We start from the raw sequence: 20,344 nt of genomic DNA on the forward strand, positions 1-20,344 counted from the left end.
CTCCACCCCCAATTCGGGTGTCCCCCGCCAAATCGTCAGGTTGTTAGCCTCGATTGGGTAGCGCCTTGTTCACGGCTATCGCGTAATAGTTGGCCGCTGTCTACGCACCAGCCGGCACAAACCACCGTCGCGTCTGGCACACCACGGCCGACAAACCTTCCTTCCGGCAGTTCTCCGCGATCTTCCGGGCAAGCGCGAGCTTGTTCGTGCGGCCGAGAAACTCGGTGCCACACTCTGTCCAAACCTCGTAGGTCTGTTTGCCGAAGCGAGGGTCGATGAGCTCGCGCGGGGCATCCTCGTAGACGCCGGTGTCGGCGACGAGAGTGTCGTGCTCCATGTGCGTTTCGGCGACGAGCCGCGAGCGCTCCCACATCGACAAGTCCCGAGGGTCTGCGTCGGCTTCAAGCGCCACGAGACCGGTGGCGCGGTCGCAGTTCTTCACGAGCAAAGTGAGGAACTTCTTCGCTTCGGCCACGTCGAACTCGACGTGTTCACCGTCAGGACCGAGCAGGCGCACGGTCTCGGCGTTGCGACCGAGGAACACGTTCATGTGGGCGAGCTCGTCGCGGTCGAGGAACAGGTCGAGATGGAGAAGCACTGACTCGGGATGCCGCCGTTTCGGAACCGGTACGGAAAGGAACTCGATGTCTGTTTCGTCAAAGTGGTGGTGGCTCATACGCCAGGAGCCTGCCTAGAGACGAAGACGGCAAACAACCGCAGGGGTACAAGGTTCGATAGAGGCTAGGACGTCTCCTTGAGTAGCGGGTCGTTGTCGGTTTCGATCCGGTCCCACCGCGCGAGGTACACAGCAGCTCTCTCGCCACGGGCTAACCGTTCACCAGTTTCGCCGAGCGCCGCGGCCGCCGACCAGTGGACGGACAGGAGGTTGAAGTTCTCGTCCCGGACTTCGAGGCGAGACCCCGTTGCGGGGTACGGGGCGGTTCCGCCTGGTGTCAGTGCGTAAAAGCTGTCGGGTGCGGCTTCGTCGGCCCAAAAGTTGTCGTGGTGTGAGGTCATGCTTTGAGCATGTCGTCGACAGTCCCTTTGGCGCTAGGGCGGGGGTAACAGATTGATCCTTGATGTCTCAAAACTTCATCATCGTCTGCACTGGACGATTGCGTGAATCAGCCTTATTGAAGAGCTGTTCAAACTCCTGCTTGTCGTCCGAAACCTGCATGAGTGTCACGACCGTTGAGATTTGCCGCTCAAGGTGCTTGACACCCATATCTTCCGAGAGGTGTTGGTGGTGCTTCCGTGCCCGATTCCCTTGCTCATTGATAGGGTTCAATTCCCGCAACCTTTGGAGCACTCCCGCTGGCATCGGCTTGTAAATGTACTCATTGATGAAATGCCCAACGTATGGGGTGTGTTTGGTTTTTCCGGGAAAGAACTCCCAGCCGTGTATGCGGTACACCTCTTTGAAAAAGACCTCTGGAAATCTCTTGATCCAAGGCTTGAACTCCTCATGCACATACGCGTCGAGCAACCTTTGCAGTTCGTTCGCGGCTCGTGTTTCTTGGTAGCCGGTCGCCTCGTCAACGAGTGCTGTGATGCCGACAAGAGCTAGAGCTCGGACAAGCACCTGGGCGGCCATTACCGCCGGACGCTGGTTTGCCGTAAGAACGCCGTGGTCATCAGCAGCAAGGTAGACATTGCAAATGCGCGGCAGGATTTCCGCGTTGTACCCGCTACGAACCTGCTTTTCATCCCCAACACGATATTCAATGCGCTCTAGGTTCTCCCTGAGCTCGGGTGTAATGAATGGCTGGAGGTTATTCGCTTCGACAAACGGTGGCATATTGTCGTTTCGCGTTCGCCGGCCCGACGAAGTCGATCTGCCAAGCGCAGCCATGATAGAGGCCTGACTGATAATGCGGCGGCCATCTTCGATGACGAAACAATCCAGTGTGATGTCATCGAGATGGATTTGACCTTGGTGTGTGGCCCTCTCGACTGTGCGGCCCCACCGTGTATCGGCAGCTTTCTGACCCGCGATTTTGTGTGGATCAAGGTTTTCGATTTTTCCATACGCTTCCATAATCGCATATCCTAGCATGCCGATTTCGACAATGTCGCGCGGTGCATCTGAACTGGCTAAACGGTAAATTTTCCGCACTTTTAGGCCAGTGCCGCGCGCTATGCGATTTCCACAACGTATGGAGGGGATTCCGGCTCTCTGGCACTGAATGTGACGGGTAGTTGTGCAATGGGCTCACTTTCTTTCCGGCGGCGGCATACGTTCAGGCAGGCTGGTCATCAAACGCTGTTCGCTGCTCGCTTCGAGTCCCGAACCGAAATCTCGTTCCGGTTCGTTAACCTTGAAACAGCACTAGAGAGGACACCCATGTCACGACTGACCGACCTGCTCGCCCAGGCCCGGGCCTATGACCCCCGCATGGCTCAGGAGCTAGAACGCGAGATTCGCCACGCCACCAACCAGCGCACCTTCGGCCTTGTCTTTGAGCGGCGTTTGCCGGACGGCGTTGAGTTGCCAACGCGGCCTGTCCGCCGCGGTGACACGGTCCATATCCTCCCTCCCCGTGGCACAGTGGCGCCCACAGACCCAACACTGTGGAAGGTCGTGCAGATTGACCGCAAGGCCGATGGCGGAGCCACCTCAATTGTCCTCGAAGCGGAACCCGGACAGGGCAACGAACCGGAGCTGCGAGACGCGGTGAAAGTGGATGACCTTGTCGTTGTCGCCCAGCACGACGACACGATCTAGCCCGGACTCGTCCAGACCGGTGAGGTCGTGAACTCGTCTGACCCGGAGGCGCCTTTCCACACGGTCATTAATGCAGAGAACCTGCACGCGTTGAACTTGCTCACATACACGCACCGCCACAAGGTGGGCTGCATCTACATCGACCCGCCGTACAACACCCGCGACAAGGACTGGAAATACAACAACGACTACGTTGACGGCGATGACCAGTACAAGCACTCGAAGTGGTTGTCGATGATGGAGAAGCGTCTGGAACTCGCCAAGGAGCTACTCAACCCCGAGGACTCGGTGCTCATTGTCACCATTGACGAGAAGGAATATCTGCGGTTAGGGATGCTGCTGGAGCAGACGTTCCCGGAGGCGAGGATTCAGATGGTGAGTTCGCTCATTAACCCAACTGGAGCGATTAGGTCGAATCAGTTCACACGGACGGATGAGTATATCTATGTTGTCCAATTTGGGTCATCGAAAATTGAGCCCCTGGTTCTCAAAGTCGATTCGTCGGAAAAAGTGCGGTGGAACAGCCTGCGCAGGTTCGAGATGACTTCAAAACGTGGAAGTCGGCCAGACCAATTTTATGCTATCTACGTATCGGAAAGCGATGGACGAATTGTGGGGACAAGTGCTCCATTAGCAGATGATGTACCACGAGAATCGGTCCTAGCTCCGGACGGCTGTGTTTCCGTTTTCCCCGTCAAACCCGACGGCACCGAAATGATTTGGGGCCTAACTCCACCGAGTTTGATGAAACGCGTGGAGAAGGGCTTCGCAAAAGCAGTCGGTTCAAAATCCAAAAGATTCACGCCTTACTACCTGACGATCGGAAAGTTGCAAGATATTGAACGCGGTGAAATCGAAATCATTGGGCGCAACGGAGATGGCTCTGTAGAGGTCCGTCGTTCAAAGGGGCTGGACCTGACCCCTGTTTGGTAGACACCTCTGATTCCGGCTGTGTTGAGTCGGGGAAAGGTAATCTACCTCCATGCCTAGGAAGGTTTATTCGGATCAGTTCAAGCGCGACGCGGTCGCGATGTACGAGAACGATCCACAGGTGTCGTTGAACGCTGCGGCCGCTGATTTAGGGATCAACCGCTCCACGCTTCGCGTATGGGTTGATAAGTACGGAACTGGCACGAAACCCCAGCTTTCAGCGGGCTTACGTGCTGATCGTGCGAGGCAACTGACCGATGCTGAGAAGCTACGTCAGCTGCAACAGGAAAACGCCCGCCTGAAAGAAGAACGCGATATTTTGCGTAAGGCAGCCAAATATTTCATGGAAGAGACGAACTGGTGATCCGCTTCCGGTTCGTTGATGACCACCGCACCGATTACTCGGTCAAGCGGATGTGCACCGTACTCGGGTTAAACCGCAGCTCCTACTACAAATGGAAAGCTAGCAGCGCCCAGCGGCACCGCAGACTGGTTGATGATGCCATACTCGGAGCCAAGGTCCAGGCCATCTTCGACGACAAGAGGCAGCTCTACGGCGCAAAACGCATTGCCGCCGAGCTGACTTTCAACGATGCGTACAGTAGCACCGGACCGGTCAACCATAAGCGCATCGCCCGGATTATGAGGAAGCTTCAGCTGCGCGGCTACACGAAAAAACGTAAGGTTACGACAACGCAGCGTGAGCGTCATCGCTTTATATTCGCTGACCTGGTCAAGCGTAACTTCACTGCGCCAGCTGCCAATAGGATCCTCGTCGGCGATATTACCTATCTGCCGATCGCAGACGGGTCGAATATGTATCTGGCTTCTGTGATTGACTGCTACTCGCGGATGCTCGTCGGCTTCGCGATCGCAGACCACATGCGCACCGACCTCGTCGAAGAAGCGCTCGAGCATGCTCGCCGTACCCGTGGCAGTCTCTCCGGGGCGATCTTCCACTCAGATCATGGCAGCGTGTATACCTCATCGCAGTTTCAGGCTGTCTGCCGAAGACTCAACGTCACCCAGTCGATGGGAGCAGTTGGCAGCAGCGCTGATAATTCACTCGCGGAGTCGTTTAACGCGGCGTTGAAACGAGAAGTGCTCAAAGACCAGAAAGTCTTTTCCAATCAGCTAGTCTGCCGGCGCGACGTCTTCGCATGGTGTGCGCGCTACAACACCACCCGAAGGCATTCCTGGTGCAAGTACCTCACACCCATTGAGTACGAAACTCACGCTTCCTAACAATGCGCTAGAGTAAAGCCAATAATTTCACCCCCACGGTGTCTACTTTCCGGGGGCCGGGCCCGCTCAAAACCGTGATAGAGGGTGTCAGGAAGTTTGTGTGTGAGGCTTTGATCTGAAGGAGTTTCACCGATAATGACTACGGTGTCACCGAAGAAAGGCCATGACCCGGCGAGGGTCAACGAGATCAGCGAGAAGCTGATGGAAAATCCTGAGCTGGCCAGCCTGATTAGCGAGCTGTCGACCTCTGCTGATGATGCAAGCGACCTGGTCAAAGGTCTGTTGCAGGCGTCGATTAACGCTGGTCTGCAGTCGGAGATGGATGCACATTTGGGCTACGGCCATGCCGACCGTAAGGCGAAGGCCCGGGTGGAAACCGCACAGGAGAGCAATCACCGCAATGGGTCGTACACCAAGACCGTTAATTCTGGCTACGGCGCGGTGGAAGTGACCATGCCGAGGGATCGTGCCGGCACGTTTGCGCCAAAGATGGTGCCCAAAGGCTCCCGTCGGCTCACCGAGCTAGACGACATGATTATCTCGCTATACGCCGGTGGGATGACAGTGCGCGATATTCAGCATCACCTCGCGACCACCCTGGGGGTGGATATGAGCCCGGATACGATCAGCACCATTACCGATGCGGTGTTAGACGAGGTCATGATCTGGCAAAACCGCCAGCTCGACGAGTTCTACCCAGTGATCTTCCTCGACGCGCTACGCGTGAAAATCCGCGATGGCCACCGCGTGGTCAATAAGGCCTGCTATATGGCGATCGGTGTCGACATCGACGGCATCAAGCACATCCTGGGATTGTGGATCGCTGACAATGAAGGCGCCGCATTCTGGGCATCAGTGTGCGCAGATCTGGCCAACCGTGGCGTCCAGGACGTGTTCATCGTGTGCTGCGACGGGCTTAAAGGCCTGCCGGAAGCAGTAGAGGCAACCTGGCCGAATTCCATGGTGCAGACCTGCATCGTGCACCTGATTCGAGCTGCGAACCGGTGGGTGTCCTATCAGGACCGCAAAGGTGTCTCCCGTGCGCTACGTGAGGTCTACACGGCCGCCAACGAGGACACCGCCCGTGCCGCCTTGGACGCGTTCGAAGCCTCTGAGCTAGGTCGCCGCTACCCGCAATCGGTCAAAGTCTGGCGCGACGCCTGGGAGCGGTTCGTGCCGTTTCTGCAGTTCCCGCCTGCGGCACGCAGGGTGCTCTACACCACTAATTCGATCGAATCGCTCAACGCTGAATTGCGTAAAGCTACCCGTAACCGCGGGCAGTTCCCGAACGATACTGCGGCGCTGAAAACGCTGTGGCTGATGATCTGCAACATCGAGGACAAGCGCGCTGCCCAGCGAGCGAAGAAAGCAAAACGCGACATCGAATGCAACGGCTATATTGAAGGAGCGAAAGCTACCGGGTGGAAACAAGCCATCAACCAACTAGCCGTGGCATATCCCGACCGATTCGCGGACGGGCCCGGCCCCCGGAAAGTAGACACCGTGGGGGTGAAATTATTGGCTTTACTCTAGCGCATTGTTAGGAAGCGTGAGTTTCGTACTCAATGGGTGTGAGGTACTTGCACCAGGAATGCCTTCGGGTGGTGTTGTAGCGCGCACACCATGCGAAGACGTCGCGCCGGCAGACTAGCTGATTGGAAAAGACTTTCTGGTCTTTGAGCACTTCTCGTTTCAACGCCGCGTTAAACGACTCCGCGAGTGAATTATCAGCGCTGCTGCCAACTGCTCCCATCGACTGGGTGACGTTGAGTCTTCGGCAGACAGCCTGAAACTGCGATGAGGTATACACGCTGCCATGATCTGAGTGGAAGATCGCCCCGGAGAGACTGCCACGGGTACGGCGAGCATGCTCGAGCGCTTCTTCGACGAGGTCGGTGCGCATGTGGTCTGCGATCGCGAAGCCGACGAGCATCCGCGAGTAGCAGTCAATCACAGAAGCCAGATACATATTCGACCCGTCTGCGATCGGCAGATAGGTAATATCGCCGACGAGGATCCTATTGGCAGCTGGCGCAGTGAAGTTACGCTTGACCAGGTCAGCGAATATAAAGCGATGACGCTCACGCTGCGTTGTCGTAACCTTACGTTTTTTCGTGTAGCCGCGCAGCTGAAGCTTCCTCATAATCCGGGCGATGCGCTTATGGTTGACCGGTCCGGTGCTACTGTACGCATCGTTGAAAGTCAGCTCGGCGGCAATGCGTTTTGCGCCGTAGAGCTGCCTCTTGTCGTCGAAGATGGCCTGGACCTTGGCTCCGAGTATGGCATCATCAACCAGTCTGCGGTGCCGCTGGGCGCTGCTAGCTTTCCATTTGTAGTAGGAGCTGCGGTTTAACCCGAGTACGGTGCACATCCGCTTGACCGAGTAATCGGTGCGGTGGTCATCAACGAACCGGAAGCGGATCACCAGTTCGTCTCTTCCATGAAATATTTGGCTGCCTTACGCAAAATATCGCGTTCTTCTTTCAGGCGGGCGTTTTCCTGTTGCAGCTGACGTAGCTTCTCAGCATCGGTCAGTTGCCTCGCACGATCAGCACGTAAGCCCGCTGAAAGCTGGGGTTTCGTGCCAGTTCCGTACTTATCAACCCATACGCGAAGCGTGGAGCGGTTGATCCCTAAATCAGCGGCCGCAGCGTTCAACGACACCTGTGGATCGTTCTCGTACATCGCGACCGCGTCGCGCTTGAACTGATCCGAATAAACCTTCCTAGGCATGGAGGTAGATTACCTTTCCCCGACTCAACACAGCCGGAATCAGAGGTGTCTACCAAACAGGGGTCAGGTCCGACTACCTGTAAACCAAACCCCCGCACACAAAGAATCGGACACCCTCAAGAAAGGACCACGCAGCTTATGCCTCCGTTGACTATCACCACCGCCACGCCTGCACAGGAACGACTGCTCTCACTCGATGTCATCCGTGGCATCGCTTTGTGTGGCATCGCCTTTGTCAACATCACCCAATTGTGGATGATGTTTCCCGCATCAACGCAAGACTCCATCGCGTGGACATTGCGCAACCTCCTCGCGCATGAGCGCTTCTTCCCGGTATTCACCTTCCTCTTCGGCATCGGGTTCGCAATGATCGTGCGTTCTGCACGGCGTAGGCAGCGCCGCGAGTGGGTCGTGCTGCTGCGCCGACTCATCCCACTGCTCATCCTTGGATTCCTGCACGCGCTGGTGCACCCGGGCGAGGCACTGATGCACTACGCATTCTCTAGCTTGATCTTCCTGCTGCCGCTGACATTCCTCCCCGAGACGAGAAGGCGACCAATCGCGACAGTGCTCGGTGTCATACTCACACTCATCGGCGTCTACTTCGGCGGGACGCTGCTCATTCCGGGGCTGCTGCTGCTCGGGTTCGCAGCCGCCGAATGGGGCCTTCCGCAACGCTTGGATATCAACCCCCGGCCCGCCGCGCTCGCACTCCTGCTGTTGGTACCCCTGACCTTGGTCACCGGGTTCCTCCAATACCAGGATCGTGCTCGCGCAGGGTTCACCCCGCTTTCTTCTGTCGCGGGTTTCATTCTCGCTGCGACATGGGTAGCGCTCGTACTGGTAATGCTTCGAACCCCGCTGCGTGACGCACTCGCAGCCGTATTCGCGCCCCTTGGCCGCATGGCGCTGACGAACTACATCGGCGCGACCTTCATCATCCTCGCCGCTCGGCCGCTGCTGGGCATTCCTCCAGCGCAGGACAACGCGAGCGACGCCGACTTTGTCACGGCCTGGCTGGTCGTGATCGTGATGCTCATTGCGCAAGCGGTGATCAGCACCGTCTGGTTGCGGGCATTCGGGCAGGGCCCTTTAGAAAAGGCCTGGCGCTGGTTGACGTGGGACGCGTTCGGCTCGCGCAGCGGAGCACACGCCGCGTAGCGCCCGTGCTGCCACGCGGCGTGTTTAGTTGGATTCGGGTTCGGGGTCTGGCGTGAACATCTCCCAAGCGAAATCGGGTTCGCTTGGGCGCTCAGACGCCTGCGGATACGTTCCGTGCACAAGGTAGAGCTCACGGTAGTGTCTGCCGGTATCCATCTTTTGAGACACAGGAAGCAACGTCGCTGCCATGCGGCCGTTCGCATGCTGCTGCTCCCAGCTGATCGCCTCTACGACATCCTTGGCGCCAATGAGCTTGAAACCCTCACGGATGTGCACGTCTTCCCAGTCCGCATCGCTGGCCCAAAAGAACACGTAATAGGTCGGCTGGAGAAGATGGGTGTCCCCGGCGCTATGCGGTGTCATCCAATTGCCGTCGTTGATGGGAAATACCTTCACAGAGCTACAGTGTGACACAGGGCCTGTTGATGCGGCGCAGCCAAAGCGCGGTGTTCTTGGAGCTGTCTTTGAGTCCAGCCAAGTATCTGCAGTGGAATGACTGGCAATATCGGAAGCAGCCCAGGAGGTTCGACTAGGATCATTGACAGCACTGGGCAAAACATTCAACTGCGAGACGCACTCATCGGTCTCTTGTTGACGGCTGCGTTGGTCGCTGTCCCGCTCGGAGTGCTGCTTGCATTGCGTGAATTGGGTGTTGGAGACAACCGACTTCTGGCCCTATTTCCTGTCGCTGTTGGATTGAGCATTGCACTCGCGACAGCGGCGCTCGTTCTGTATATGAAGCGTCGAGGGATTGCGCTGGGATTTCATCCTCTGCGCGGCGACGGTAGGCATCTGATGTGGGAAGTGCCGTGCATCATGTTGCTCGCATCCATTGGCGCTGGCTTCTTCGGATCTTTACTCGGGTTGGACAATGAGACTTCAAATCCGCCACTCGAGGACGGCCTGGGCATACTCCTCGCGCTTGCGACCTAGGTGCTTCTCGGCCCCTTCTTCGAAGAGCTCGTCTTCAGGCGCCTGCTCATGAGCTATTTCAACACCGTAGAGCCCGCAGTCCTGAGTGTGCTGCTGAGCTCCTTGACTTTCGGTCTTGCTCACGTCTTCCCATCGGTGATCCTCTACGCGACACTGTTCGGCTTGGGCTGCGCACTGGTGACAAGACGCCACAAATCCCTGTGGGCTGGGCTGATTTTGCACCTTGTCAACAACTTGTTCCTGCTCCTGGTCGCGCTCATGGCTTTGCAGTGATCGTGTGACGACATTCTGCGTTTTTCTCGCGTTAATCGGCGTGTTCGCAGCTGCAGTAGCAGTACCTGCGCCCGATGTCGCGCAGATCGGAATGGATTGTGGTCATCCTCTCGCCCTCGTGGCCGTAGGCTTTGTGATGTCAGCCGGGTTTGCGCTGTCGGTGGATGACTTTTCTCGATTGCTGGCCCGGTATGGTCACTTCGTTGACATGGGTACCGGCTCGATCTTCATCGGGTTAGCCCTTTGGATGCTTGGGAAAGGCGCAGTCAACGCGGCCTCACCTCGCGAGTGCGCGGGTCCCGGATCCTGGTCCGGAAGTTCACTGCCTCAGCTGCTTAGTCTCGCGATCAGGGAAAATAACGAAGTCTCGACCCACCACCGACAGCGATGTTTCGAGACAACAAATCTGTAGCGCCCCAGAGAGGAATCGAACCTCCGACACCGGCTTTAGGAGAGCCGTGCTCTATCCACTGAGCTACTAGGGCATTGAGCATCCGTGAACATATGGTGGCCATACGTTGCTGGTGTGCTCTCCGAAGAGGTTACCGCACTTTAAAAGCTGGGCCCTAACTGGCTCGGGGGCAGAAAGGGGGTGACGGGATGAAGCGGCCGACCCACGTGACAAAAGTGGTCAAAGTTGTTAATGTTACCAGCGTGAATAAGAATGCTTACTCTCGTCGTGGCTTCCTCAAGGCGGCAGGTATTGCTACTGCGGCCGGTACCGTCGGTCTTGCCGGGGCAAAACTCGTGCCCGGAGCACAGGCAGCGCCGCTTGGCACGATTCTGGATTACGCGGTTGGCGTCCCCTCGGCGCGCTCAGTGAAAAACGCGGGTCACCTGGGCGCGATCCGGTACGTGTCCAACCGTCGTCCGGGTACGGAGAGCTGGATGACCGGTAAGCCGGTCACGCTGCGAGAGACGAAAGACTTTGCCGCCTACGGGCTATCCACGGCTTCGATCTACCAGTTCGGCCGCGCGAACACCGCGGATTGGCTCGGCGGGGCAGCCTCGGCTGCGATTCACGCGCCGCAAGCAATTGCGCTGCACAAGGCAGCCGGCGGACCAACCGGCAGGCCCATCTACATTGCTATCGACGACAACCCGACGATCGACCAGTACACGAACCAGATCCGCCCGTACCTGCGTGCTTTCCAAACCGCACTTTTTACCGCCGGTTACCAAGCGGGTGTCTACGGCAACTATGACACGATCCAGTGGTGCATCAATGACGGCATCGGCACCTTCTACTGGCAGCACGACTGGGGTTCGAGGGGGCGTCTGCACCCACGCGCGAATATCCACCAGGTCGGCGGCTTGCAAACCACGATTGACGGCGTGACCTGCGACATCAACAGGGTGTACAACCGTGACTGGGGCCAGTGGAAGCCGGGGCAATCAGGAACCACTCTCCCACAGCCGGGCCCGGGCGCCGTGAAGCCTGCGCCGAATTCCACGCCGGCACCGAATTCCCAACCCGCACCCGCGAACCCGCTTGGAATCCCAGAAGGATCGTCGCTGCCCCACTTCACGGGCAACCCGAATACTTTCTCCTCCGAGGGAGCTTCCTACTTGCGTAGCCTCACACCACAGGATCTGTCCAACGCGGCGAAGTTTGCGCAGCAATTCTTGAAGTAATAGGACCCGATTCGCGAAATTCTGCTTTGCTGATAGATCATCAAAAACCCGCGGGCCCGTGACCTGGTGTTTCTCGTGGACTATCGAAAGTTGGATACAAATTTCGCGAATCGCCCCCTAGGGGTGCCGCGAATCGCCTCGCCGGGGCATCGCGGGATTGTCCCTCCCGGCGGGGCGGGTCCTGGTTTCCTCAGAATGCCTGTGGGCCCCAGACGCCGCGCCGGGCGCGGGGACCCGATTCGCGAAATTCTGCTTTGATGATACATCATTAAAAGCCCGCAGGCCCGTGACCTGGGGTTTCTCGTGACCTATCGAAAGTTGGATACAAATTTCGCGAATCGCCTCGCCAGGGCACCGCGGGACTGCCTCCCCTGCGGGGTCTAGGGGCCGCGCCGGTCGCGGGGGACCGATTCGCGAAATTCTGCTTTGATGATAGATCATTAAAAGCCCGCGAGCCCGTGACCTGCGGTTTCGCGTGGCCTATCGAAAGATGGATACAAATTTCGCGAATCGCCTCCTTCCGATTCAGAAATCTCAGAGGGAGATGAATCCGCCGAGCTTGGCAACCCGAATACTTTCTCCTCCGAGGGAGCTTCCTACTTGCGTAGCCTCACGCCACAGGACCTGTCCAACGCGGCGAAGTTTGCCCAGCAATTCTTGAAGTAATAGAAAACGCTCGACCATCCCCCATTGGTCGAGCGTTTTCACCCCTCTGCGTGCGTCGCTCCCCAGCGACACTTCCAAATTTATCGGCTCATGCCCCATTAATCGAGGGATCATTGCACACTATAGTGTACATTTTTGGGCACTTTCGCCTTGCGACGATCGGCCAACCGTAGTAAGGAAACTTAGACGCCGAAGGTGCGGGGGTCGCCGGAGCCGCGGCCGGTCTTGACGGAATCAAGCTGTGCCACATCGTCGTCACCCAGGGCGATGCCGGTGGCGGCGAGGTTTTCCTCCAAACGATCTAGGTTCGTGGTCTTCGGGATCACAGAAATTCCTTTGTCCAGCAAGTATGCAATGAGAACCTGGCCCGGTGTCGCGCCGAGGCGACGCGCCACGGAGTTGACTTCTGGGTGTTCCAGCAGCCCCTGCTTGCCCTGCCCCAAAGGCGCCCAGGCTTCGACGACGATGCCATGCTCGGCGCAGAATTCGCGCAACGGGTCCTGCGTGAAGCCCACGTGGAGCTCAACCTGGTTCAGCACGGGAGCCACGCCGGTTTCCGCAATGAGCTGTTGCAGCACTTCCTCGTAGAAGTTCGCCACGCCGACGGAGACAATCTTCCCCTCCTCAGCAGCGCGAAGAAGCGCCTCATACGCGGTAAGGAACGTGCCCGCCTTTTCCATTGGCCAGTGGACCAGGTGGATGTCAATGTAGTCCAGGTTCAGCTTCCGCAGGGATTCATCGACTGCCTGCGCGGCACGTCGCTGGTCGTCGTTCCACACCTTGGTGGTGACCACCAGTTCTTCACGGGACACATCGCCAGCCGCGATCGCAGCGCGCAGAGCAGCGCCGAGTTCCTCCTCATTGCCGTAGAAAGTCGCGGTGTCAAAGTGCCGGTAGCCCAGTTCAACAGCACGCCTCACAACGGGCTCCAATTCACTACCCGGCAACTTATACGTGCCAAGGCCGATGCACGGAATCGACTGGCCGTCGTTAAGCAAAAGCTCTTCGATGGAATTCATGTGGCCTCTCTAACCTCATGTAGTGAGTAAAAAGCGTAAGGCGCCGCGAACGGCGCCTTACAGTTATCGTCAGCTTTTAACGCTGATCACGCGGGACGAAATCGCGGTAGGTTTCGCCGGTGTAGATTTGGCGCGGGCGGTTGATCTTGGAGTTCATCGCCAGCTGCTCACGGTAGTGAGCGATCCAGCCAGGCAGACGGCCCATGGCGAACAAAACGGTGAACATTTCCGTGGGGAAGCCCATGGCACGGTAGATCAGGCCGGTGTAGAAGTCGACGTTCGGGTACAGCTTGCGCTCCACGAAGTAGTCGTCCTTCAGCGCGATCTCCTCGAGCTCCATCGCTAGGTCCAGCAGCGAGTCGCCGCCGACGTGCTCCAGAACCTCGTGCGCGGTCTCCTTCACGATCATCGCGCGCGGGTCGTAGTTCTTGTACACGCGGTGGCCGAAGCCCATCAGGCGGACGCCCTTTTCCTTGTTCTTCACGCGGTTCATGAAGTCAGAAGCGTCACCGCCGTTGTTCTCCTGGATGTCCTCGAGCATCTCCAGCACCGCCTGGTTAGCGCCACCGTGCAGCGGGCCAGCCAGGGCGTTGATGCCGCCGGAGACGGCCACGAACATGTTGGCCTGCGCGGAAGCAATCATGCGGACGGTGGAGGTGGAGCAGTTCTGCTCGTGGTCAGCGTGCAGGATCAACAGCTTGTCCAGCGCGTCCACCATGATCGGGTCAACCTCATACGGCTCCGTTGGGTAACCGAACATCATGCGCAGGAAGTTCTCGCGCGGGTTGAGCGCGTTGTTCGGGTACATGTACGGCTTACCGCGGGACGCGCGGTAAGCGTATGCCGCCAACATCGGCACCTTCGCCATGAGGCGGACGGTTGCCTTGTCCAGGTGGTCCTCATTCAGCGGGTCCAACTGGCCCTCGTAGTACGAGGACAGGATGTTCACGGAAGACGCCAGCACGGCCATCGGGTGTGCGGTGCGCGGGAAGACGTTGAACTGCGCCTTGAAGTCCTCATCCAACAGGGTGTGGTGACGGATCTCATCGCTGAAGGCATCAAGCTCATCATCCGTCGGCAGCTCACCGTTGATCAGCAAGTACGACACCTCGTTGAACGTGGCATTCTTAGCCAGATCAGCAATGTCGTAGCCGCGGTAGCGCAAGATGCCCTCATCGCCATCGATGTAGGTGATCTTGGACTCGGTCGAGCCGGTGGACACGTAGCCAGGGTCGAAGGTAATCAGGCCGGTCTCACCAATCAGTTTGCCCAGCACAAATCCATCGTTGCCCTCGGTGGCGCGCATGATGTCCATCTCATACTCGCCGCCTGGGTAGTGGAGTACTACCTTGTCAGGGTTTTCAGAAGCCACAGTTTTCCTCTTCTCATGTAGGTATGAGTGTTTAGGTTTCAACGCTCGATTCTATCAGCAGACGCCGACATCCTTCCCAAAAAGGCAGGTGTGAATACCCACGTTTGTCCCCCGGCTCACTAAGGTGGGATCCATGAGCGATTTCCCCCAGCTTCCCAGTGAATTTCAGCCCAACGACGGCCGCTTTGGTTGCGGCCCTTCCAAAGTGCGCCCAGAGCAGCTTGAGTCCATCTCGCGCGGCGCAGCCATTATTGGTACGTCGCACCGCCAGGCTGGGGTGAAAGACGTTGTCGGTGAGGTCCGCGATGGTCTCGCTGAGCTTTTCTCGCTTCCCGACGGGTATGAGGTCGTGCTCTCCCTCGGCGGCGCGACCGCATTCTGGGACGCCGCTACCTTCGGCCTGATTGAGAAGAAGTCTGCTCACCTCAGCTACGGCGAGTTCTCCTCGAAGTTCGCCAAGGCATCGAAGCAGGCTCCGTGGTTGGATGAGCCAGCGATTGTGGAGGCACCGGCGGGGGACGCTCCGTCGACAAGCGTGTTTGATGCCTCAAGCGACAACGCCGCGGAAGGCGCGGACGTGGTGGCGTGGGCACACAATGAGACCTCGACGGGCGCGATGGTGCCCATCAGCCGCCCGGACACGGACGCCCTGGTTGTCATTGACGCGACCTCGGGTGCCGGTGGCCTTCCCGTTGACATCGCGCAGACCGATGCGTACTACTTCTCCCCGCAGAAATGCTTCGCGTCTGACGGTGGCCTGTGGTTCGCGGCGATGAGCCCCGCGGCGATCGAGCGCATTGCGAAGATTAAGGAGTCCGGTCGCTTCATCCCAGCGTTCCTGGATCTTCAGACCGCCGTGGACAACTCGCGGAAGAACCAGACATACAACACCCCGGCCGTGGCCACGCTGCTCATGATGGCCGACCAGGTCAAGTGGATGAATGACAACGGCGGCCTTGCCGGCATGGTTGAGCGCACCACCGCTAGCTCGACTGAGCTGTACTCCTGGGCGGATGCCAACGAGCTGGCCACGCCGTTTGTTGCAGACCCGGCGAAGCGCTCGCTCGTTGTGGGCACGATTGATTTTGCTGATTCCGTGGACGCCGCCGCGCTGGCTAAGGCTCTGCGCGCCAACGGCATCGTGGACATTGAGCCCTACCGCAAGCTGGGCCGCAACCAGCTCCGCATCGGCATGTTCCCGGCGATTGACCCAGAAGATGTCAAGCGTTTGACCGGCGCGATCGACTACATGCTGCAGCAGGGTGTGGGACAGGGGGCCTAATGCGTGAACTGTTCCTCGTGGCCGAGGAATCCACTAACGGGTCTGAGGGAGTCGCGGTGTTCCGCGACGATCAGGATGAGCGGTACTCCATCGCGACCAGCGAGTTGGAGGGGCTAATCACGCCGGATTCCACTGACGCGTCTAAGGATGACTCCTCCAAAGACGAATCTGCCTCTGACACGACCTTTGAGTCTGTCGAGCCGACCGCTGAGGAACGCAGCGCGCTATTTTCCACTCCCCTATCCCTCCGTCCCCGCGAGATCCAAGAAAGGATCCGCTCCGGCACGGGTTTGCAGGAGCTTGCCGACGAAATGGCGGTGGCCGCGAGCCGCATCGAGCCCTACGCGCACCCCGTTTTGTTAGAGCGCACCCAAATGGCGGAATCCGCCAAGCAATCGCATCCGGTGCGCGGCGGCGAACCTGCGGCTGACACCCTGTACCAGGTGTTGGCCACCGCTTTTGCCGCACACGGCCACTCGCTTTCGGACGCGACGTGGGACGCGGTGCGGCATGGGCGCGAACCGTGGATCGTGCGCGTGAGCTGGAAATCGGGCCTGAGCGAACACCACGCCGAGTGGACGTTGCAGCGCTCTGTCGGCGGAACAACCACGACGGAACCGCGCGACGCCATGGCCGCGGACTTAATCAACCCCCAGTTCGCCCAGCCCGTGCGGTCAATCCCCGACGTTGCACCCCGGCGCGATGACGCCGTTGAGCCAGCGCCGTTGCGCTTGGTTGGCGATGATGATGTCGAGCCCGGCCGGCAAGAACTTAGCCCACGCAATGCGGCTGACCACGATGCGGACGGGCACGCGGCCGGGCACAACCCAGCCGGCGAGCCTGCAACCGACCCGCACGAAGAACCGAGCGCTCCAGAGGAGCCGACTCACGACCCCCAGGAGCTGTTCGCAACAGGCGAACTGCTGGTCAACCCGGAAGAGTCCGAAGCACCGCGCAAACGAAAGCGCAAGGCAGTGACCCCGCACTGGGAGGACGTCCTGCTTGGCGTGCGCACCAACACCAAGAGGCCTAAGTAAATGTCCTTCCCCGCCGTGGTGACCCTGTGGTACGTCAACGCCGCTGACCCCGCCGCCGTCTTAGGCGCTGAGCCGAAAGCAGACCGCGGTTACGGGCGCAAGCTTTTGGCCCATATGAATCCTGCGTGGCCGATTACGCCGATCGGCCAATTCCCGTTGAACCGGTCGTCGAAAGCCTCCCGCAATGAGTTCTACATCGCTGGGTACTCGGGGGTCGCGGTGCTTCAGACGTTCGTGGAGGACTGCTTCAAACTGAGCGAGGTGCCGGAGTTGCTACGCATGGCGGTCCCCGCGGCGGATGTGTACGTCTTCGCCGAGGGCGTCGGTGATGAAGGCGCCGGCTACGCGGGGTTCGCGCACCTCAGTGGGGAAACCGTACACCGCTCCCTGTGCGCCACGCGCACGCAGCTCATTGAAGACATTGGGCTGCCCGAACCTTTCGAGGCCCCCTACTGGGCGGGCGACACCGCGGACCAGATTGGCGGTATCTCCCTCCCGTTTGAACCGGTGGACCTGATGCGCACCGCCCAATCGGAAATGCTCGGCGTGGACGTCTCCCCGACGGGTCAAAACATCAACGTCGTTGGCTACGCGGTAGATGGCCGCCCCGAGCCGAAGGTGGAGACACCCCCGTCGAAACGGACGAAGGATGTCAATGAGGTCGCGGCGAAGTTCGCCGAGGGTTCTGCCGACTACGACGACTACTCCGATTCGGAAGTCTCAGAGGGCGATGAATTCGCCGAGCTTGCCGACGCATCGGCGGCCGCCGCGCGCCGAGTCGGACGCGGCTTGCGGCGCCGGCTCCGCAATCTCCGTGACACCATCACGGAGCGGATCCGCCACTCCGATAGGTAACGGCGCAAAAAAGTACGGAGCGCCTACCGATTGCGTTCATAGAACGCGATCGCGGCTGATGTGGCGACGTTGAGGGAATCAGTACCCGGCGCCATCGGGATCTGAGCACGGACGTCGCAGGCGCGCATGGCGTGTTCGGTAAGCCCGGGGCCTTCCGCGCCGACGAGGAACGCCACGCGGTCATAGGGCTGCGGTGTCGGGTTGTCGGGGCTGGTGAACGTGACCGCGTCCCTGAGATGGACCGCGTCCGGGGCCGGTGTCAACGCAACGATGTGAAAGCCAGCCTCACGCAGCTGATCCAGGGAGCGCTGCCACGTCGTGGGAGTCCCCTCCATGCGCGCGAAGGGGGTGCGTAGAACGTGCCCCATGGACACGCGGACGCTGCGGCGGTACAAAGGGTCCGCGGTGCCGGCGCCCAGGAGGACTCCGTCCACGCCCATTCCTGCGGCGTTGCGGAAGATTGCACCAATGTTCTCGTGGTCCCCCACGCCTTCCAACACGATCAGGGTGGTGAGGGTGTGCGGGTGAGACAGATCGTCGATAAGCGATGTGACCGTGCGTTCTGGTGCGCGATCAGCGACTGCGAGCAGCCCGCGGTGCATGTCAAAACCGGCAGCTTCAGCGAGCACCTCGCGGGTCACAGCGTAGAGCGGTACGCCACATAGCGCGCGCCCATGCTCCGCCGCGAATTCTTCCACACGGCGCTCGAAGCCGACGACGCAGCGCAGCGGGAAGCGGGACTCCACCAGACGCCCCGCAACCAGCGGGCCCTCGGCGATCACGTAGCCCTTGCCGCCGGGGAGATCCGGGCGATTATCGCTGTGCTTAAGATCACGGACGTCATCGAGCCGCGGATCGGACGGATCCGCAACGACGGTGATTCTGGGCGCGGGGTGTGTCACTGTGTTTGCCAGGGTGTCTGCCAGGGTTCCGGAACTAGCCGATCGCAGCCATGATCGGGTCGATGGTGAAGAACACCACGAACAGGCCCGAGATGAGCCACATGAGCCAGTGCACATCCTTCGCCTTGCCAGCGAAAAGCGCCATCAGAGAAAACGCAATGAAGCCGACGCCGATGCCGTTGGCGATGGAGTAAGTAAACGGCATGGTCACGATGGTGAGGAAAGCCGGCAAGGCGATGTAGAACTCGCCCCACTGAATCTCCGTGATCTGCATCATCATCAGCGCACCAACCACAACCAAAACGGGTGCGGCGGCTTCGATCGGCACGACCTCATACAGCGGGGTGAAGAACATCGCGGCGAGGAACAAAAGGCCGGTGACGATGTTGGCCAAGCCCGTGCGCGCGCCATCAGCAATTCCCGCCGAGGAATCGACGTACACGGTGGCTGAGGAAGCAGAACCGGCGCCACCGACGATGGCACCCACGCCCTCCACGACGAGGGCCTTCTTCATGTCCGGGAGGACGCCGTCTTCGTTGGAAAGCTGGGCCTGCTTACCCAGCGCTGTCATGGTTCCCATCGCGTCGAAGAAGTTCGCCAGCACCAGGGTGAACACCAACAGGGACGCGGAAATAACGCCGATGCGGCTGAATGCTCCCACAATGTCCACTGCGCCAACCAAGGAAAGATCCGGGATGCCGCCTAGTGCATTCGGCATGCTCGGCACCGCGAGGCTCCAGCCGGTGGGGCTGTCAGCGGAGGAACCAGAGTGCGTGATCGCCTCAACGATTAGAGCGATGATCGTGTTCAGCACGATACCGATGAACAGGCCACCCGGGATGTTGCGCACCACCATGAAACCGCAGATGACCAGGCCCAGGATGAACACAAAAGTCGGCCACGCGGCGATGGAACCGCCGTTGCCAAGCTGGACCGGCACCGTGGTCATGGCCGCATCCGGGATGCGGCGCACAAAACCGGAATCCACGAAACCAATCATGGCAATGAACAGGCCGATCCCCACGCCGATCGCGGCCTTCATCGACGGCGGGATCGCCGCGAAGACGGCGCTGCGGAATCCTGACACGGCCAAAATTACGATGATGATACCGTCAATCACCACCAAGCCCATGGCCTCTTCCCAGGTCAGACCTTCTGTACTGACCAAGGTCACTGCCACCAGTGTGTTCAAGCCCAAACCGGTGGCGATACCAAACGGGTAGTTGGCAATCAGACCGAAGAGGATCGTCATCACGCCGGCAACCAAGGCCGTCACGGCAGCTACCTGCGGAATGCCCAGCGCGTGACCCGTGGAGTCCTCACCCGTACCAATGATCAGCGGGTTCAGCAGCACAATGTAGGCCATGGCGAAGAACGTGACCACGCCCGCACGGATCTCCGTGCCCACTGAGGAGCCGCGCTCAGAAATGTGGAAGAAGCGGTCAAGAGCCGAGCGCGGTTCGGCGCCAGCGCCGCCGGTATTCGTCGTATCGGCTGCGGTCTCGACCACAGTGGAGCCGCCAGTCTTCTGCGGCGTTTGTCGGTTTTCAGACACGAGTGTTCCTTAGCTTTAAAA

General features: G+C 59.3%; 20 protein-coding genes and 1 tRNA gene. 11 read left to right on the forward strand and 10 right to left on the reverse strand.

From position 1 onward, the window contains the following. Positions 1 to 100: 100 nt before the first annotated feature. The 3 genes from CAQUA_RS08315 to CAQUA_RS08325 all read right to left on the reverse strand — a co-directional run bounded on the left by CAQUA_RS08315 (position 101) and on the right by CAQUA_RS08325 (position 2,116). Positions 101 to 676, reverse strand: a complete 576-nt coding sequence (locus CAQUA_RS08315) for a hypothetical protein (RefSeq protein ID WP_196823700.1) — start codon at positions 674 to 676, stop codon at positions 101 to 103. A gap of 65 nt (positions 677 to 741) precedes the next feature. Next, positions 742 to 1,017: a hypothetical protein gene (locus CAQUA_RS08320; RefSeq protein ID WP_196823699.1), complete on the reverse strand. Its 276-nt coding sequence runs from the start codon at positions 1,015 to 1,017 to the stop codon at positions 742 to 744. Between the two features lie 67 nt (positions 1,018 to 1,084). After that, positions 1,085 to 2,116, reverse strand: coding sequence for a P63C domain-containing protein (locus CAQUA_RS08325; RefSeq protein ID WP_196823698.1), 1,032 nt, complete (start codon positions 2,114 to 2,116; stop codon positions 1,085 to 1,087). Positions 2,117 to 2,344: 228 nt separating this feature from the next. Between CAQUA_RS08325 and CAQUA_RS08330 the strand changes: the two genes are divergently transcribed. From CAQUA_RS08330 to CAQUA_RS08345, 4 genes are all read left to right on the forward strand, one after another. After that, positions 2,345 to 2,725 carry a hypothetical protein gene (locus CAQUA_RS08330; protein ID WP_196823697.1) on the forward strand — a complete coding sequence of 127 codons (381 nt, stop codon included), beginning with the start codon at positions 2,345 to 2,347 and terminating at the stop codon, positions 2,723 to 2,725. Between the two features lie 27 nt (positions 2,726 to 2,752). Beyond that, positions 2,753 to 3,658, forward strand: a complete 906-nt coding sequence (locus tag CAQUA_RS08335; RefSeq protein ID WP_196823696.1) for a DNA methyltransferase — start codon at positions 2,753 to 2,755, stop codon at positions 3,656 to 3,658. 49 nt (positions 3,659 to 3,707) lie between these two features. After that, a protein-coding gene (locus CAQUA_RS08340; RefSeq protein ID WP_196823694.1) for an IS3-like element IS3502 family transposase occupies positions 3,708 to 4,900 on the forward strand; the annotation gives its coding sequence in 2 pieces (ribosomal slippage) (positions 3,708 to 3,996 and positions 3,996 to 4,900; 1,194 coding nt in all). A 135-nt stretch (positions 4,901 to 5,035) separates the two neighbouring features. Next, entirely contained in the window at positions 5,036 to 6,433 is a 1,398-nt protein-coding gene (locus tag CAQUA_RS08345) for an IS256 family transposase (protein WP_196823695.1), read from the forward strand. A gap of 7 nt (positions 6,434 to 6,440) precedes the next feature. On the opposite strand, the gene CAQUA_RS08350 is transcribed toward CAQUA_RS08345, so the two are convergent. Continuing rightward, a protein-coding gene (locus CAQUA_RS08350) for an IS3-like element IS3502 family transposase (RefSeq protein WP_196823694.1) occupies positions 6,441 to 7,633 on the reverse strand; the annotation gives its coding sequence in 2 pieces (ribosomal slippage) (positions 6,441 to 7,345 and positions 7,345 to 7,633; 1,194 coding nt in all). A 138-nt stretch (positions 7,634 to 7,771) separates the two neighbouring features. Between CAQUA_RS08350 and CAQUA_RS08355 the strand changes: the two genes are divergently transcribed. Then, positions 7,772 to 8,794, forward strand: coding sequence for a DUF418 domain-containing protein (locus tag CAQUA_RS08355; protein WP_154878608.1), 1,023 nt, complete (start codon positions 7,772 to 7,774; stop codon positions 8,792 to 8,794). Positions 8,795 to 8,818: 24 nt separating this feature from the next. On the opposite strand, the gene CAQUA_RS08360 is transcribed toward CAQUA_RS08355, so the two are convergent. Next, positions 8,819 to 9,190, reverse strand: coding sequence for a hypothetical protein (locus CAQUA_RS08360; protein ID WP_196823693.1), 372 nt, complete (start codon positions 9,188 to 9,190; stop codon positions 8,819 to 8,821). 96 nt (positions 9,191 to 9,286) lie between these two features. Here CAQUA_RS08360 and CAQUA_RS08365 point away from each other — a divergent pair, with 96 nt between their 5' ends. Together CAQUA_RS08365 and CAQUA_RS08370 are read left to right on the forward strand one after the other, a co-directional pair. Beyond that, the gene (locus CAQUA_RS08365) at positions 9,287 to 9,727 is read left to right on the forward strand and encodes a hypothetical protein (protein WP_196823692.1); all 441 of its coding nucleotides are present in this window, start codon (positions 9,287 to 9,289) and stop codon (positions 9,725 to 9,727) included. 48 nt (positions 9,728 to 9,775) lie between these two features. Then, the gene (locus CAQUA_RS08370; RefSeq protein WP_231375312.1) at positions 9,776 to 10,000 is read left to right on the forward strand and encodes a CPBP family glutamic-type intramembrane protease; all 225 of its coding nucleotides are present in this window, start codon (positions 9,776 to 9,778) and stop codon (positions 9,998 to 10,000) included. A 412-nt stretch (positions 10,001 to 10,412) separates the two neighbouring features. Here CAQUA_RS08370 and CAQUA_RS08375 read toward each other — a convergent pair. Beyond that, positions 10,413 to 10,485, reverse strand: a tRNA-Arg gene (locus tag CAQUA_RS08375). 169 nt (positions 10,486 to 10,654) lie between these two features. Here CAQUA_RS08375 and CAQUA_RS08380 point away from each other — a divergent pair. Continuing rightward, positions 10,655 to 11,635: a DUF1906 domain-containing protein gene (locus tag CAQUA_RS08380; RefSeq protein WP_290178177.1), complete on the forward strand. Its 981-nt coding sequence runs from the start codon at positions 10,655 to 10,657 to the stop codon at positions 11,633 to 11,635. An 848-nt stretch (positions 11,636 to 12,483) separates the two neighbouring features. Here the strand turns inward: CAQUA_RS08380 and CAQUA_RS08385 are convergent. Further along, positions 12,484 to 13,320: an aldo/keto reductase gene (locus tag CAQUA_RS08385; protein WP_196823689.1), complete on the reverse strand. Its 837-nt coding sequence runs from the start codon at positions 13,318 to 13,320 to the stop codon at positions 12,484 to 12,486. Positions 13,321 to 13,396: 76 nt separating this feature from the next. Next, a complete protein-coding gene (locus tag CAQUA_RS08390) occupies positions 13,397 to 14,692 on the reverse strand; it encodes a citrate synthase (protein WP_196823688.1) in 1,296 nt (431 codons plus the stop codon). A gap of 133 nt (positions 14,693 to 14,825) precedes the next feature. On the opposite strand from CAQUA_RS08390, the gene serC reads away from it, so the two are divergent. From serC to CAQUA_RS08405, 3 genes are read left to right on the forward strand one after another with little or no spacing between them, the layout of a single operon-like run. After that, positions 14,826 to 15,974, forward strand: coding sequence for a phosphoserine transaminase (serC, locus tag CAQUA_RS08395; RefSeq protein WP_196823687.1), 1,149 nt, complete (start codon positions 14,826 to 14,828; stop codon positions 15,972 to 15,974). Then, positions 15,974 to 17,011, forward strand: a complete 1,038-nt coding sequence (gene sepH, locus CAQUA_RS08400) for a septation protein SepH (protein ID WP_196823686.1) — start codon at positions 15,974 to 15,976, stop codon at positions 17,009 to 17,011. Before serC ends, sepH begins: the two co-directional genes overlap by 1 nt. Next, entirely contained in the window at positions 17,012 to 17,866 is an 855-nt protein-coding gene (locus CAQUA_RS08405; protein ID WP_196823685.1) for a DUF6928 family protein, read from the forward strand. Positions 17,867 to 17,889: 23 nt separating this feature from the next. Here the strand turns inward: CAQUA_RS08405 and CAQUA_RS08410 are convergent, their stop codons facing one another. After that, on the reverse strand, positions 17,890 to 18,780 hold the full coding sequence (locus CAQUA_RS08410) for a TrmH family RNA methyltransferase (RefSeq protein ID WP_376993205.1): 891 nt from the start codon (positions 18,778 to 18,780) through the stop codon (positions 17,890 to 17,892). Between the two features lie 22 nt (positions 18,781 to 18,802). Further along, positions 18,803 to 20,278, reverse strand: coding sequence for an NCS2 family permease (locus CAQUA_RS08415; RefSeq protein WP_196825497.1), 1,476 nt, complete (start codon positions 20,276 to 20,278; stop codon positions 18,803 to 18,805). Between the last annotated feature and the right edge of the window lie 66 nt (positions 20,279 to 20,344).

This window comes from Corynebacterium aquatimens (genome assembly GCF_030408395.1).
In the GTDB taxonomy this organism is placed as follows: Bacteria; Actinomycetota; Actinomycetes; order Mycobacteriales; family Mycobacteriaceae; genus Corynebacterium; species Corynebacterium aquatimens.

Bases quoted from the DNA above. Each gene is read 5' to 3' on its own strand.
- CAQUA_RS08315 (WP_196823700.1), bottom strand. From the start codon at position 676: ATGAGCCACCACCACTTTGACGAAACAGACATCGAGTTCCTTTCCGTA.
- CAQUA_RS08320 (WP_196823699.1), bottom strand. From the start codon at position 1,017: ATGACCTCACACCACGACAACTTTTGGGCCGACGAAGCCGCACCCGAC.
- CAQUA_RS08330 (WP_196823697.1), top strand. From the start codon at position 2,345: ATGTCACGACTGACCGACCTGCTCGCCCAGGCCCGGGCCTATGACCCC.
- CAQUA_RS08345 (WP_196823695.1), top strand. From the start codon at position 5,036: ATGACTACGGTGTCACCGAAGAAAGGCCATGACCCGGCGAGGGTCAAC.
- CAQUA_RS08355 (WP_154878608.1), top strand. From the start codon at position 7,772: ATGCCTCCGTTGACTATCACCACCGCCACGCCTGCACAGGAACGACTG.
- CAQUA_RS08365 (WP_196823692.1), top strand. From the start codon at position 9,287: ATGACTGGCAATATCGGAAGCAGCCCAGGAGGTTCGACTAGGATCATT.
- CAQUA_RS08370 (WP_231375312.1), top strand. From the start codon at position 9,776: ATGAGCTATTTCAACACCGTAGAGCCCGCAGTCCTGAGTGTGCTGCTG.
- CAQUA_RS08385 (WP_196823689.1), bottom strand. From the start codon at position 13,320: ATGAATTCCATCGAAGAGCTTTTGCTTAACGACGGCCAGTCGATTCCG.
- serC (WP_196823687.1), top strand. From the start codon at position 14,826: ATGAGCGATTTCCCCCAGCTTCCCAGTGAATTTCAGCCCAACGACGGC.
- sepH (WP_196823686.1), top strand. From the start codon at position 15,974: ATGCGTGAACTGTTCCTCGTGGCCGAGGAATCCACTAACGGGTCTGAG.
- CAQUA_RS08405 (WP_196823685.1), top strand. From the start codon at position 17,012: ATGTCCTTCCCCGCCGTGGTGACCCTGTGGTACGTCAACGCCGCTGAC.